The sequence below is a fragment of the Halarcobacter anaerophilus genome (assembly GCF_006459125.1).
Lineage (GTDB): Bacteria > Campylobacterota > Campylobacteria > Campylobacterales > Arcobacteraceae > Halarcobacter > Halarcobacter anaerophilus.
Window position 1 is genome coordinate 1,183,876 of record NZ_CP041070.1, and the last position, 13,467, is coordinate 1,197,342.

19 protein-coding genes are annotated in these 13,467 nt (G+C 28.6%); 16 read left to right on the forward strand and 3 right to left on the reverse strand.

What is annotated here, in order from left to right; all coding sequences use genetic code 11:
• Positions 1 to 29: 29 nt before the first annotated feature.
• The gene (locus AANAER_RS05815) at positions 30 to 398 is read right to left on the reverse strand and encodes an HIT family protein (RefSeq protein WP_129081874.1); all 369 of its coding nucleotides are present in this window, start codon (positions 396 to 398) and stop codon (positions 30 to 32) included.
• Positions 399 to 655: 257 nt separating this feature from the next.
• On the opposite strand from AANAER_RS05815, the gene rpmJ reads away from it, so the two are divergent.
• The 8 genes from rpmJ (at position 656) to guaB (ending at position 6,556) form a co-directional block, all read left to right on the forward strand.
• Complete coding sequence (gene rpmJ / locus AANAER_RS05820) at positions 656 to 769, forward strand: 50S ribosomal protein L36 (RefSeq protein ID WP_044415264.1); 114 nt, start codon at positions 656 to 658, stop codon at positions 767 to 769.
• A 2-nt stretch (positions 770 to 771) separates the two neighbouring features.
• On the forward strand, positions 772 to 1,143 hold the full coding sequence (gene rpsM / locus AANAER_RS05825; protein ID WP_044415262.1) for a 30S ribosomal protein S13: 372 nt from the start codon (positions 772 to 774) through the stop codon (positions 1,141 to 1,143).
• Positions 1,144 to 1,155: 12 nt separating this feature from the next.
• Entirely contained in the window at positions 1,156 to 1,548 is a 393-nt protein-coding gene (gene rpsK / locus AANAER_RS05830) for a 30S ribosomal protein S11 (protein ID WP_044415258.1), read from the forward strand.
• A gap of 10 nt (positions 1,549 to 1,558) precedes the next feature.
• On the forward strand, positions 1,559 to 2,185 hold the full coding sequence (gene rpsD / locus AANAER_RS05835; protein ID WP_044415257.1) for a 30S ribosomal protein S4: 627 nt from the start codon (positions 1,559 to 1,561) through the stop codon (positions 2,183 to 2,185).
• 15 nt (positions 2,186 to 2,200) lie between these two features.
• A complete protein-coding gene (locus AANAER_RS05840; RefSeq protein WP_044415255.1) occupies positions 2,201 to 3,199 on the forward strand; it encodes a DNA-directed RNA polymerase subunit alpha in 999 nt (332 codons plus the stop codon).
• Positions 3,200 to 3,212: 13 nt separating this feature from the next.
• Positions 3,213 to 3,563, forward strand: coding sequence for a 50S ribosomal protein L17 (rplQ, locus tag AANAER_RS05845; RefSeq protein ID WP_044415253.1), 351 nt, complete (start codon positions 3,213 to 3,215; stop codon positions 3,561 to 3,563).
• Positions 3,564 to 3,725: 162 nt separating this feature from the next.
• Positions 3,726 to 5,084: an Asp-tRNA(Asn)/Glu-tRNA(Gln) amidotransferase subunit GatA gene (gene gatA, locus AANAER_RS05850; RefSeq protein ID WP_129081875.1), complete on the forward strand. Its 1,359-nt coding sequence runs from the start codon at positions 3,726 to 3,728 to the stop codon at positions 5,082 to 5,084.
• A 26-nt stretch (positions 5,085 to 5,110) separates the two neighbouring features.
• Positions 5,111 to 6,556, forward strand: a complete 1,446-nt coding sequence (guaB, locus tag AANAER_RS05855) for an IMP dehydrogenase (RefSeq protein WP_044415250.1) — start codon at positions 5,111 to 5,113, stop codon at positions 6,554 to 6,556.
• 143 nt (positions 6,557 to 6,699) lie between these two features.
• On the opposite strand, the gene AANAER_RS05860 is transcribed toward guaB, so the two are convergent.
• A complete protein-coding gene (locus AANAER_RS05860) occupies positions 6,700 to 8,487 on the reverse strand; it encodes a P-loop NTPase fold protein (RefSeq protein ID WP_129081876.1) in 1,788 nt (595 codons plus the stop codon).
• 762 nt (positions 8,488 to 9,249) lie between these two features.
• Between AANAER_RS05860 and AANAER_RS05865 the strand changes: the two genes are divergently transcribed.
• From AANAER_RS05865 to AANAER_RS05895, 8 genes are all read left to right on the forward strand, one after another.
• Positions 9,250 to 9,912 (forward strand): hypothetical protein, encoded by a 663-nt coding sequence (locus AANAER_RS05865; protein ID WP_129081877.1) that lies wholly within the window; start codon positions 9,250 to 9,252, stop codon positions 9,910 to 9,912.
• Between the two features lie 26 nt (positions 9,913 to 9,938).
• Positions 9,939 to 10,070 carry a hypothetical protein gene (locus tag AANAER_RS15135; RefSeq protein ID WP_267898128.1) on the forward strand — a complete coding sequence of 44 codons (132 nt, stop codon included), beginning with the start codon at positions 9,939 to 9,941 and terminating at the stop codon, positions 10,068 to 10,070.
• 129 nt (positions 10,071 to 10,199) lie between these two features.
• Complete coding sequence (locus AANAER_RS05870; protein ID WP_129081878.1) at positions 10,200 to 10,568, forward strand: hypothetical protein; 369 nt, start codon at positions 10,200 to 10,202, stop codon at positions 10,566 to 10,568.
• A 158-nt stretch (positions 10,569 to 10,726) separates the two neighbouring features.
• A complete protein-coding gene (locus tag AANAER_RS05875; RefSeq protein WP_129081879.1) occupies positions 10,727 to 10,975 on the forward strand; it encodes a hypothetical protein in 249 nt (82 codons plus the stop codon).
• Positions 10,972 to 11,211 carry a type II toxin-antitoxin system RelE family toxin gene (locus tag AANAER_RS05880; RefSeq protein WP_129081880.1) on the forward strand — a complete coding sequence of 80 codons (240 nt, stop codon included), beginning with the start codon at positions 10,972 to 10,974 and terminating at the stop codon, positions 11,209 to 11,211. The genes AANAER_RS05875 and AANAER_RS05880 overlap by 4 nt, the downstream gene beginning before the upstream one ends.
• Positions 11,212 to 11,416: 205 nt before the next feature.
• A complete protein-coding gene (locus tag AANAER_RS05885) occupies positions 11,417 to 12,019 on the forward strand; it encodes a hypothetical protein (RefSeq protein WP_129081881.1) in 603 nt (200 codons plus the stop codon).
• Positions 12,020 to 12,059: 40 nt separating this feature from the next.
• Positions 12,060 to 12,383: a DoxX family membrane protein gene (locus AANAER_RS05890; protein ID WP_228711149.1), complete on the forward strand. Its 324-nt coding sequence runs from the start codon at positions 12,060 to 12,062 to the stop codon at positions 12,381 to 12,383.
• Positions 12,384 to 12,685: 302 nt separating this feature from the next.
• Complete coding sequence (locus AANAER_RS05895) at positions 12,686 to 12,895, forward strand: hypothetical protein (protein WP_129081882.1); 210 nt, start codon at positions 12,686 to 12,688, stop codon at positions 12,893 to 12,895.
• 26 nt (positions 12,896 to 12,921) lie between these two features.
• On the opposite strand, the gene AANAER_RS05900 is transcribed toward AANAER_RS05895, so the two are convergent.
• Complete coding sequence (locus AANAER_RS05900; RefSeq protein ID WP_129081883.1) at positions 12,922 to 13,356, reverse strand: hypothetical protein; 435 nt, start codon at positions 13,354 to 13,356, stop codon at positions 12,922 to 12,924.
• Positions 13,357 to 13,467: the final 111 nt, after the last annotated feature.

The following is a 13,467-nucleotide window of genomic DNA, read 5'->3' on the forward strand; positions in this document are numbered from 1 at the left end:
TTAAGACTCAAAAGGAGTCTTAAATATTTCTATTTATTTTTCAAACTTTCTTTTACAATTTCACAAAATTTACTGAAATCAGGAAGATTCAAATTTGCATTTCTCTGTTTTTTACCCCACATAGGTTCAGGAAAATAAGAATCCTCTTTAAATCTTGCCATAATATGAAAATGTACGTGCGGAACATAATTCCCAAATGAAGCAATATTGATTTTCTCAGGATGATAATACTCTATCATCTCTTTTTCAATAATCTCTAATGCTCTGAAAATATCCTCTTTTACCTCTTTAGGACATTGTGTTAACTCTTTATAATTTTCATTTGTAAAAATCTTAAGCCAGGGAATTTCACTCTCTTCTATTTGTACGTTAATAAACTCATCACTGAAAATCTTCATATATTTCCTTTTATATCTTAAATATCAGAAGCAAAATTTTAACCAAATTTGCTTAAGGTATGAAATAATTGGAAGTTAAACAATATTTAAGCAAAAATTAATTATAATCCGTTTCCATTTTTCCAACCACTAAAGAATTTTTTATAAAATCTTTTTGTGTTTTATAAAGAGTTGGTAAGAACAGAGAATTAAGCAAAATGCTTTTTATATAGCTCTTGCCTGTTGGATATGGGAATATACACAAAAAGGACAGACTGATGAAAGTTAGAGCTTCAGTAAAGAAAATGTGTGATAAATGTAAAATTATCAAAAGAGGCGGTGTCGTAAGAGTGATCTGCGAAAACAAAAAACATAAACAGAGACAAGGATAATCATGGCTAGGATTGCAGGTGTTGATTTACCAAATAAAAAAAGAATGGAGTATGCTTTAACATATATCTATGGTATTGGTTTACATAATTCTAGATTAATCTTAGATGCTACAGGTATCTCTTATGATAAAAGAGCACACGAACTAACAGAAGACGAAGCAGCAGCAATTAGAAAAGAACTTCACGAAAACTATATGGTTGAAGGGGATCTTAGAAAAAAAGTTGCGATGGATATCAAATCACTTATGGATTTAGGTTCATACAGAGGGTTAAGACATAGAAAAGGTTTACCTTGTAGAGGGCAAAAAACTAAAACAAATGCTAGAACTAGAAAAGGTAAAAAGAAAACTGTTGGTGCAGCTGCAGCAAGTTAATAAGGATAACTAATGGCAAAAAGAAAAGTAACTAGAAAAAAAGTTGTTAAAAAGAATATTGCTGACGGTGTCGTACATATTGCAGCAACATTTAACAATACAATGGTAACAGTAACTGACAATGCAGGTAATGCAATTGCATGGTCAAGTGCAGGAAACTTAGGATTCAAAGGTTCTAAAAAATCTACTCCGTTTGCAGCTCAACAAGCAGTTGAAGATGCAATGAATAAAGCAATGGAACACGGTATTAAAAACGTTGGTATCAAAATCCAAGGGCCAGGTTCAGGTAGAGACACAGCAGTTAAATCTGTTGGAGCAATAGAAGGTATTACAGTTAAGTGGTTTAAAGATGTTACACCATTACCACACAACGGTTGTAGACCTCCTAAAAGAAGAAGAGTGTAAGGAGTAGTTAATGGCTAGATATAGAGGACCGAGAGAAAAGATTGAAAGAAGATTGGACGCAGACCTTGGATTAAAAGGTGAAAGAAGACTTAACGGAAAATCTGCATTAGAAAAAAGACCATTTGCTCCAGGACAACACGGACAAAGAAGAGGGAAAATCTCTGAATATGGTTTACAACTAAGAGAAAAACAAAAAGCTAAATTCATGTACGGTGTTTCTGAAAAACAATTTAGAAAATACTTTAAAGAAGCAGCAAGAAGAGAAGGTAACACTGGATCTAACTTAATTACTTTAATTGAGCAAAGATTAGATAACGTTGTATATAGAATGGGATTTGCTACAACTAGAGCAAATGCTAGACAATTTACAACTCACGGGCATATTTTAGTAGATGGTAAAAAAGTTGATATTCCATCATACGTTGTAAAACCCGGACAAAAAATAGAAATTAAAGAAAAATCTAAAACTAACCCACAAGTTGCTAGATCACTTGAATTAACAAACCAAACCGGTATTGTTGACTGGGTAGACGTAGATAAAGATAAAGTATTCGGAATTTTTACAAGAATCCCAACTAGAGAAGAAGTTGTTATTCCTGTTGAAGAAAGATTAATCGTAGAGTTATATTCTAAATAATAAGCAAGGTAGGCTATGAAAAAATTTGCAGACACACCGTTTTTACCAACAGAGGTTGAAATAGAGGCTATCAATGATGATGAGGCTAAAATATCAGCATATCCATTTGAAAGTGGTTTTGCAATAACTTTAGCACACCCTCTTAGAAGACTTTTATTAAGTTCATCAGTTGGATATGCTCCTATTGCAGTAAAAATTGAAGGTGCTTCTCACGAGTTTGACTCATTAAGAGGTATGCTTGAAGATATAGCTATTTTTGTAATTAATCTTAAAAACATTAAATTCAAAATTAATGGTGACGAAGAACAAGTAGTTGTTGAATACTCTTTTGACGGACCAAAAGAGATTAAAGGTGAAGACTTAGTAAACTCAGATGTTGAAATAGTAAGTCCTGATGTTCACCTTGCAACTATTAACTCAGACTGTAATTTAACTTTCTCAGTAATTATCCAAAGAGGTATAGGATATATGCCTTCTGAAGATATCAGAGAGATGGTAAGTGCAGATTATATTCCATTAGATGCTTTCTTTACTCCGGTAAAAAAAGTAGTATATGATATTGAAAAAATGTTGGTTGAAGATAATCCAAACTTTGAAAAAGCCGTATTTACAGTACAAACAAACGGACAAATTACTCCGGTTGCAGCTTTTAAAGAAGCAGTATCAATTATGTACTCACAAATGTCGGTATTTAACAAAGTATTTGATTTATCTGAAGTTACAGTTAATGATTCAGGTGAAGAACCGGTAGAATTAAAAGATTTAATTGTAAAAATTGATGATTTAAATTTAAGTGCTAGAAGTTTCAACTCTTTAGACAGAGCTGGACTTAAATTCTTAGGTGAATTAGTACTTATGAGTGAAGTAGAAGTTAAAAATATTAAAAATTTAGGAAAAAAATCTTTTGATGAAATCTCTGAGAAATTAGAATCTTTAGGTTTCCCGATTGATAATACACTTCCTGAAAATGTTGCTTCGGCTTTAAGAAGAAAGCTAGAGCAATTAAAAGCATAATTAAGGGTTTGATATGAGACATAAGCACGGATATAGAAGATTAAACAGAACTTCTTCTCATAGAAAAGCATTACTAAAAAATTTAGCAATCGCTTTAATTACAAGAGAGAAGATAGAAACAACTGTACCAAAAGCAAAAGAGTTGCAAAGATATATTGAAAGATTAGTAACTACATCTAGAAATGCAGATTTCAACACTCACAGAGCTGTTTTTGCATTATTACAAGATAAAGAAGCTACTAAAAAAATTATTGATGAAATAGCACCGAAATATGAATCAAGAAACGGTGGATATACTTCAATTGTAAAAACAAGAATCAGAAGAGGTGATGCTACACCTATGGCATTTATTGCTTTTGTATAGTATTTAATCTGATACTATAAAAGGGAGGTGAGGATTTCTTCATCTCCCTTTTTTTATTTCTAAAAATTATTCATTTTATTCTCTAAAATTATTTACCGTTTTTTAATCATTTTTTCTATATAATAACGCGCAATATACTATTCGTAATCCAGGAGATAGATTTTGATAACTCTAAAAGAAGCACTAACTTTAAACGGTGAGGAAATTGAAAAATTAAGAGAAGATTTAAGCTCAAAAATCAAAGAGAGTAATATAGGTGCTTATGTAGAACAATTAACAAACAAAGAAGTTACAACATCAAGTGACGGTATTCCTATAGCTATTAAAGATATTATAAATGTAAAAAATTGGAATATAACTTGTTGTAGCAATATTCTTCAAGGATATGTAAGTCCATATGATGCAACAGTAATTAAAAATTTAAGAAATTCAGGACTTAGCCCTTTCGGTCGTACAAATATGGATGAATTTGCGATGGGAAGTTCAACAGACAGTTCTTGTTACGGTAAAACTTTAAATCCCCATAATCCAAATAAAACAGCAGGTGGAAGTAGTGGCGGTAGTGCAGCAGCAGTTGCAGCAGGAATTGCAGTTGCAGCATTAGGGACCGATACAGGCGGTTCAGTTAGACAACCGGCAGCTTATTGCGGATGCGTAGGAATGAAACCAACATACGGAAGAGTTTCAAGATACGGCGTAACAGCTTACTCTTCATCTTTGGATCAAGTTGGACCTATAACTCAAAATGTAGAAGATGCAGCAATTTTATATGATATTATTTCAGGGCATGACCCTCTGGACTCAACTTCTGCAAATGTAGATTATACTCCTGTTACTCCAAATTTAAATAGTGAAAGAAAATTAAAAATTGCAGTTATCGATAACTTCGTTGAACAAGCTAGTGATGAAATCAAACAAGGATTTGAAAAAGCCGTAAAAGCTCTTGAAGCTGCAGGACATGAAATAGTTCATAAAAATATGTTAGATACAGATAAGATTCTTTCATCTTATTATATAGTAGCAACTGCAGAAGCTAGTGCAAATCTTTCAAGATTCGATGGTGTAAGATATGGAAATAGAAAAGGTGAGGGTGGACTTAAAGATATGTATACTCAAACAAAATCTCAAGGTTTTGGGCAAGAGGTACAAAAAAGAATTTTGTTAGGTTCTTTTGTTTTAAGTTCAGGTTATTATGATGCTTATTATATAAAAGCTCAAAAAGTTAGACATTTGATAAAAGATGAATATGAAAATATATTTAAAGATGCGGATTTGATTCTTTCTCCTGTTGCACCGACAACTGCACCTGAGTTTGGAAGTTTTAAAACATCTTTGGAAATGTACTTAAGCGATATATACACAATTTCCGTAAATCTAGCTGGTCTGCCAGCAATATCTTTACCTGTTGACAAAAACAGCGAAGGTATGCCAATAGGTTTACAATTAATAGGAAGAGCTTATAATGAGCAAACTTTGTTTGATGGTGCTTTAGCTTTAGAAAAAGCGGTTAATTATAAATAATTTAATGATATACAAAAGGCAAGTTTATGAAAATTAGAAAAAAGGCATTGACGTTTGAAGATGTTTTATTAGTTCCTGCAAAATCTGAGGTTTTGCCAAGAGAGGTGAATTTAGAATCAAAATTAACAAAAAATATTACTCTTAATATTCCTTTTGTAAGTGCTGCTATGGATACTGTAACTGAGTATGAAGCTGCAATTGCAATGGCAAGACTTGGAGGCATTGGAATAATTCACAAAAACATGGACATAGAGTCTCAAGCTTTACAATGTAAAAAAGTAAAGAAAAGTGAATCAGGAATGATAATAGATCCTGTGACAATTAAAAAAAGCCAAACTCTGCAAGATGCAGAAGATATTATGGCTTCATATAAAATTTCAGGTGTTCCTGTTGTAGATGACAATCAAATACTTCTTGGAATCCTAACAAACAGAGATATGAGATTTACAAAAGATTATTCACTGCTTGTAGAAGAAAAAATGACTTCAATGCCGTTAATTACAGGTAAAGAAGGAACTACACTTGATGAAGCAGCAGATATTATGCATGCAAATAAAATTGAAAAATTACCGATAGTAGATAAAAATAACAGACTTATAGGTCTTATTACAATTAAAGATATTAATAAAAAAAGAGAATATCCAAATGCAAATAAAGATGAATTTGGAAGATTAAGAGTTGGAGCAGCAATCGGTGTAAACCAATTAGACAGAGCAAAAGCACTTGTAGAAGTTGGTGTTGATGTTCTAGTTTTAGACTCTGCACACGGACACTCAAAAGGTATTTTAGATACTGTTAAACTAATCAAAGCAGAACTTGACGTAGAAATTATTGCAGGAAATGTTGCAACAGCAGAAGCAACAGCAGATTTAATCAAAGCAGGAGCTGATGCGGTTAAAGTCGGTATCGGACCTGGAAGTATCTGTACTACAAGAGTTGTTGCAGGTGTAGGTGTTCCACAAATAAGTGCAATAGATGAGTGTTCGGCAGAAGCTGCTAAACATGATATTCCAGTAATTGCAGACGGTGGTATTAAATTTTCAGGTGATGTTGCAAAAGCTTTAGCAGTAGGAGCAAGTGCAGTTATGATGGGAAGTGCATTAGCAGGAACCGAAGAATCTCCCGGTGAAGTTATCTTAAGTCACGGAAGAAAATTTAAAACATACAGAGGAATGGGATCAATCGGAGCTATGACAAAAGGAAGTACAGACAGATATTTCCAAGAAGGAACAGCACCTGATAAATTAGTTCCTGAAGGAATTGAAGGAATAGTTCCTTACAGAGGAGCAATCGGAGATATCATCCACCAATTCGTCGGAGGACTTAGAAGTTCTATGGGATATTTAGGTTCTAAAGATATACCAACATTCCAAGAAAGAGCAGAATTTGTAGAGATAACAAGTGCAGGACTTAAAGAGAGTCATGTGCATGATGTTACTATTACTAATGAGGCGCCTAATTACCACATCTAAAAAGTGATGTTATAAACATCATCTTTTTAGCTTATTCTGCGTTAAAGATTGATTTTTTATTCTCACGTACTGCGTGTACGCTCCGAGAAAAAATCAATCTTCGCCTTGACTAAACTCAAAATCTAATATATCTAATATTACTTTTAAATACTTTTATTATCATCCCACTTATCAATTATATTTTTTATTCTTTCCATTTTAGCTTTCATTTCTTCATTTTCTGAACTAATAATGTTTATTGCTTCAATAATATTCTGATATGTTTTTTCAAAAGGTTTTTTACCATTAAATCTATTTATCCATCGTGCAAATTCAAAAGCTTCTTCAAAATATTGTGGTGATTTTTTCATAAATTTTATATGCTTTTCTAAATTAATTGAGTTTAAAATTTCTTCTTCTATACCCCATGAACTTTTTTCTTGTGGATTATGATAATTTTTAATAATTTCTTCTTCTGAAAGTCCATTTATATTTAAAGCCTCACTTCTTTTTTCTTCTACATATTTATTAAGATGGGGATTTTCATTTTGTATTTGTTGTATCATGCTATTATGCATATGTTTCTTTGCATCAAAACCATCTTTAAATATTTTATCAATATATTTTTTAGCACACTCATCTAATATATTCTTTATATTAAATTCACTTGAATATTTATCTAGCTCATTTAAATAGTATTTTAAGTTATCTAGTGAAATAACTTCTAATAAAATATCTTCATGTCCAATAATACATTCTTTTAAATCCTTGATATATTCTTCTTTAGTATAATTGACTTCAAAACTAAACTTATCAGGGATTTTATGAAGTTTATTCGCAATATCAAAATTACTTTTTTCAGCACTTAATTTTTGAGATAGCATTTCAAGGTTACTATGTAAATAATCCTTTTCTAATATATAGCCTTTTTTTAAAGAATCTATAATCAATGTTGAATCTATTTTTCCATACCAATTTATCAATTGAAAATTTTCTACTTCATAAGAATAAATCATTATATCTACAATTAATATTTGTTTTACTAGCTTAGAAATTTTTTTATTTTGAAAATATTGTAAAAATAATTCAAGGTTAGATATGTATTGTTTTAATAATCTTATGTTTTCAATTTCTAAATTATCAGCATTCTTTTTTATTTCATTTAGTATAAACTCATTGTCAAATATATCAATTTTATAAAGATTATTAAATTTCTCATCAAAATCATTAAAACTATACTCAAATTCAAAGTCAATAATTTTCTCTCTATAGTCTTCAAATATTTTTTCTAAATTTGTATTTGTTAATACATAATGTAATTTTTCATCATCTTTCATAATATTTTGATAATTATGTACATCTGATTTTTTCAGTTCATTGTTATTATTAATCATAAGAATTTTACAATTCTTTTGTTCTTTTAATTCAGAAATAAAACCTAATATATCTTTTATATTTAAACTAGCAGATAGACGTTCAAAATCATCAAAACAAATTAATACATTTTTAAAGTCTTTTTTTTCAACTAATGAAACTAAACTTCCTAATAAAGTTCCAGTAATACCAAAACTATTATCATCTTCTTTTAGACCAAATGTAGTTTTAATATTTTTAAGACTTCCAGATATAGAACCTAATACTTTATCTTTTATAGATATTTTTAAAATAATTTCTTTTTTAATTTCATCAAGTGAGTTTTTACCAAATAATGATATGTATGCATATTTTAATTCATTGTTGTTTTTCAGTTCATTATCAATTAAATCTTTCCAAAAGTGTGTTTTCCCAACTCCCCACTTTCCTTTTAAACTAACTACAATTCCTTCTTCTTTTTTTTTATTTATTAGTAGTTCTTTTAGTCTATCTTCTAATAGCTGTTTTTCAGTCTTTTGCATTTTTATAAGCCCTAATACTTTTAAAATATATTCTTTTATTCTTAGAAAATTAATCATTTTTTACTATAGCAAGTATTTGATAAAAATAATATATTAATAATAAATAAGTTGAGTTTTAGTTTAGAATTTTTATCTCAGAGGTTGAATCTCCACTTTTATAATAATTGTTGAGTATCACACTAATTAAAATAAAATGGTACTAAAAAATTCAAAGGTCATTATCCTCCTTTTCCACATTTGAGAAGCCGAGTGTTTACTTATTGTTTCGAAAAAGTTTTGTAACTGTCTGAGTATAAGAAATATGCTGGGAGGATATTTTTATGCGAGTTTTACAAAACAGAAATAATAAATAATAAACGAGGGTAGCTTCTGCCTTCGAAACTCTGTGGGTTGCTTTTTGTTTTACTTTTTTCAATTTCCTTATTATTTGATAATATATTATAATCACTAGAAAAAATAAAGAAGTGATTTTATAACTTTAAAATTGGATATAAAAGAGTAATATCTTAGTTAATTTAATGATTTTATTAAGGCTTTACAAATAATGCTATTGTTGTAAAAAATTCTTTAGATTATGAGCTTAATAGAAGAGTTGAAGAGTATAAGTCATATAAAAATATTACTATTCCTTTTGAAAAAAATCTATCTACTATAAGAAAAAAACTACCCTCTAAAATATGAAATCAGAAATTTATTTTATTATATAAATAAATAAATTTTCTATTATCCTTAAAAGAAATTAAATAATTATTATATTTATTTAATAAAGAAGTAATTAAAATTATGATATAATTTTTTATATTATATTTAAGGAAAGTAATGAAAAAAATTTTTATGGCAGTGTTTTTAGCAAATTTCTTATTTGCAGGTGTAGGATATAAAGTTACAAATTTTGATATTTCTGGTATCAAGTTGGGAATGACACAAAATGAAGTATTAGAAGTTATAAAAAAAAGGTATAAAGCAAGAGATACCTCTTCTTTTAAATGGGGAGAAAAACAAATTGAACCATATTATAGTATTCAAGAATATAAACGTTCAAAATTTGATAAAGGTACAAAGGTACATGTTACTCTTAAGCAAGCAACTATTAAAATTGTTTTAGGCATTTCAAATCCTTCACAAAAAGAATATTATGTTGAGGATATTGTTTATTCAAGTGTTCAAAATAAAACAAATGAAAAAAAGTTTTATAATGCGGCAATGGAAAAATATGGAAAACCTAGTTCCATAGATCATTCTCTACATGATAAATATATTTGGTGTGAAAAACCTTATCCAAGCTCAAAAAAGACTTATTCTGGATATAAATGTTCAGAAAAAGCAAATAAAAATAATGAATTTAGCATGTTAGAAGTATTTAATCAACCTTATTTAGAACTAAATAGAACTTTTCTAAAGTTATACAATCCAATCCCATATCATGAAAGAGAATTAAAAGAAAAAGAGGCAAAAAATTTAAAACAAAAGCCAACGTTTTAGATTAAAACTTTATTATTGGAGATTAGATGAAAAATATATTTATTATTGGTGTTGTTATTATTGCTCTTGGATATATGTTTGTTATGATGAAAGACAGATTTGACAATATAAAAGAGACAAATGAAAAAATAGCTAAACAAAAAAATACCACTAAATAGTATTAGTAAACATGATTATTTTTACTCTTTATTCTCTTTCTCAAATTATAAAATAATTTAAAATATAATCTTAATATATTATTTATATATAATATATTACTAATAAATAGTTAACAATAGGAGAAAATTATGGCTGAGAATATTTACAATCGATATAAAGAATTTTTTAAAAAAGAAAACGATCTAATTAAGGACCGAATTTCTTGGCTTCTTACAACTCAGGCAATTCTTTTTGCGACTTTTGAATATGTCGATGACGATATTAAACTACAAGCAGTTATTTTATCAATTGGCCTTGTTTCTTCTTTCAGTTTTTTTCTTTGCATTTCAGCTGCAATAATTTTATATTTCATAGCATATAGCAATGTGCCTCAAGCATATAGGAATATAGATTATCCAGAAACAAACAATAAAAAAACAATTTTAATTTTAGGACATATTGGTCCTTTTCTCACAACATTAGCTCTAGTCATAGGATGGGTATATCTTATAAAATGATCCATCACTTAGAGAAAAAGTGCTAATTCATTAATTCTAACAAATCGCTGCACCTGACGGCTACTACTGTAGGTGAACTTGTTAGACAAAAGACTTATTAAATTTATTAATTAAATATGTTATAATACATTTATACATCACTACATAGAGGAGTATTTATGCATAGATTAAATTTAACTATTGATGAAACATTATATGAACAAGCACGAGCTGTAAGTTTTATTGAAAAAAAATCAATTTCTCAAATTATAAGAGAAAGCCTTACTGAGTATCTTGCAAAAGATACTAAAACAAAACAACAAGCTGAATTATTGCTTGAAGCAGACGATGAAAAGGAGATATTATCTATACTGAAAAATGATGAGTTTACTTCAAATGAAGATTTTAAAAATAAATTTAACTTATGATTATTTCATATTCTAAAACATTTGAAAAGAAGTTTTCAAGATATGATAAAAAACTTCAAGAAAAAATCTTTCAAGCCATTCAAAACTTACCGGATGGAGATGTAAAGAAACTAACAGGCAATGATATACCTCCAATCTATAGAATGAGAGTATCGAAATATAGAATACTTTTTCATATGAATGAAGAAGAAATAAAAATATTAAAAGTTGATAGTAGAGGAGATGTCTACAAGTAATAAATTATCTAGAAGTGAACGAGGGGATACTTGTGGTAATTTAAGCTTTAAAGCCTAAAGAAGTTAAAATAAAGAGGACTAGAATTTTTTCTAAATAACAATATTTTATAAAAGATTGTATAAAATTACCTCTAAGATAATCTCAAAAAATGTATTAATAATTTCAATTTTTGGCTAATTTTAAACATTAAAAGGCATCAGACTTATGCAAAATATTATCATTTCAGATATTTTTGGAAGAACAAAAGAATTAGAAGAATTTTCTTCTAATTTCAATTTGCCAACTGAGATACATGATCCTTATTCGGCAAAATATATGTCATTTTCTAGTGAAAAAGAAGCATACAACTATTTTTTAGAAAAAGTAACACTCAATAAATATGCAGAAACTTTACTAAACAGAATTCAATCCATAGAGTCACCAGTAAATCTAATTGGTTTTAGTATCGGTGCTTCTGCTATTTGGAAGATATCTGACATTATTAATCTTAATGTTAAAAGTGCATATTGCTATTACGGTTCTCAAATTAGAAATCACTTGGACATCGAGCCATTATTTCCTATTTGTCTTACTTTTCCCTCTTCAGAGATCCACTTTTCAGTAAATGAACTTATGGATAAGTTAGCCAATAAAAATAACGTCACAATCAGGCAAGTTCCTTTTTTACATGGGTTTATGAATCATCATTCTGTAAATTTTAATAAAAAAGGTTATGAACAAGAGATTTCGGTATTGTCAGAAATGTCTTTTAATAAATTTAAAAAAATCTATTCAGATGATATTATCAATAACGATTATCAAGATTAAGAATAAAAAAGATATAATTTCACCTTTTTAAGGAGAAGTTATGAACGATATTTTAAAATATTCTAGAATTGCACTTGGTGTGATATTTATTTGGTATGGTGTGTTGAAGTTTTTTCCACAATTAAGTCCGGCAGAGGTTTTGGCTACAAAAACGATTGATATAATGTTTTTTCATCTAATACCCGGAAATATATCTATAAAACTTCTGGCTTTATGGGAAGTAACGGTTGGAATTGGTTTGCTTTTGGGTTTGTATTTAAGATTTGCATTAATTCTATTTTTTATTCATATGGTATGCACATTTACTCCTTTGGTACTATTACCTGAAGTTTCATTTACACAAGTGCATATGCCTTTACTTTAGTGGGGCAGTATATTGTGAAAAATGTAATATTTATTTTGATGGGTGTATTAATTTATAAAGACAATTTTGGAAAAACACCTTTATTCAAAGATTTGTAAAATATAATTTGCAATGAATCAACTCTTTTTTTGAATTGGTTCATTGTTTCTTTCCTTCTATAACTACATATACAACTCAAAAGTTATTAATATAAGCTTTTATTAATCTCTAAAGAACTATTATTTCAAAGTTTTTAGAAATAGAGAACAGGCTTACTAACTCTCTTCTAAATTATAATCTTACAAACAATTTAGGGCTACAAAATGGCTAAAAGTCAAAATAACAACAGTGTAAAAAGTACGAAAATGAATCTTCTTGCAGCAAGAAGTAATGCAACTTTTAAAGCATTTGATAAAGATACAACAACAAAAGAACAAGTTCTAAATGCAAGAAAAAGTGCAAGTTTAAATAAAGAAAAAGCAAAGAAAAAAGCTAAAATGGCAAAAGCTTCAAGAAAGAAAAATAAAAAATAGTTACTTTAGTTTTTGATATAAATGTTCTAAGAATCTGTTTTTGCTAATAATGCTTTCATCAGTTCAGCTTTGGATTGTAATTCATAACCCATATCTTTTATCCAGTCATTTATTACTTCTTTTTTATACTCTAATTCTCTTTGTTTATAAGCTTCAGCTTCTGCTTTTTCATCCCAATTCCCATCTTCATCTAAAAATAAATCTTTAGTATAAACATCTTCTAAAATGATTTTAGTAGGTACTTGATTATTGTTTTCATCCAACCTATAGCCGTCAAGTTGTACATATCCTGGAGATGGTGGAGTATAAGCTTCTCTACTTATTTCTTTGAGAGTATCATTAAAACTTGATAATTCCTCAGGTGTATTAATCTTTTCAAGGTTAATAGAATTATCTGAATTGATGTGTGTACTAAAAAAACCAATATCAAAATTATCTACTATTTCACTAATTGAGGACATAAGAATCTCCTTGAATATTTTGTGATAAAAAATATTATATCATAAAAAATATTTAAAAAATAAAAAGGAAAATCATCTTTTTTCTAAAGAGGGATTTGTTAGATGTTTTAT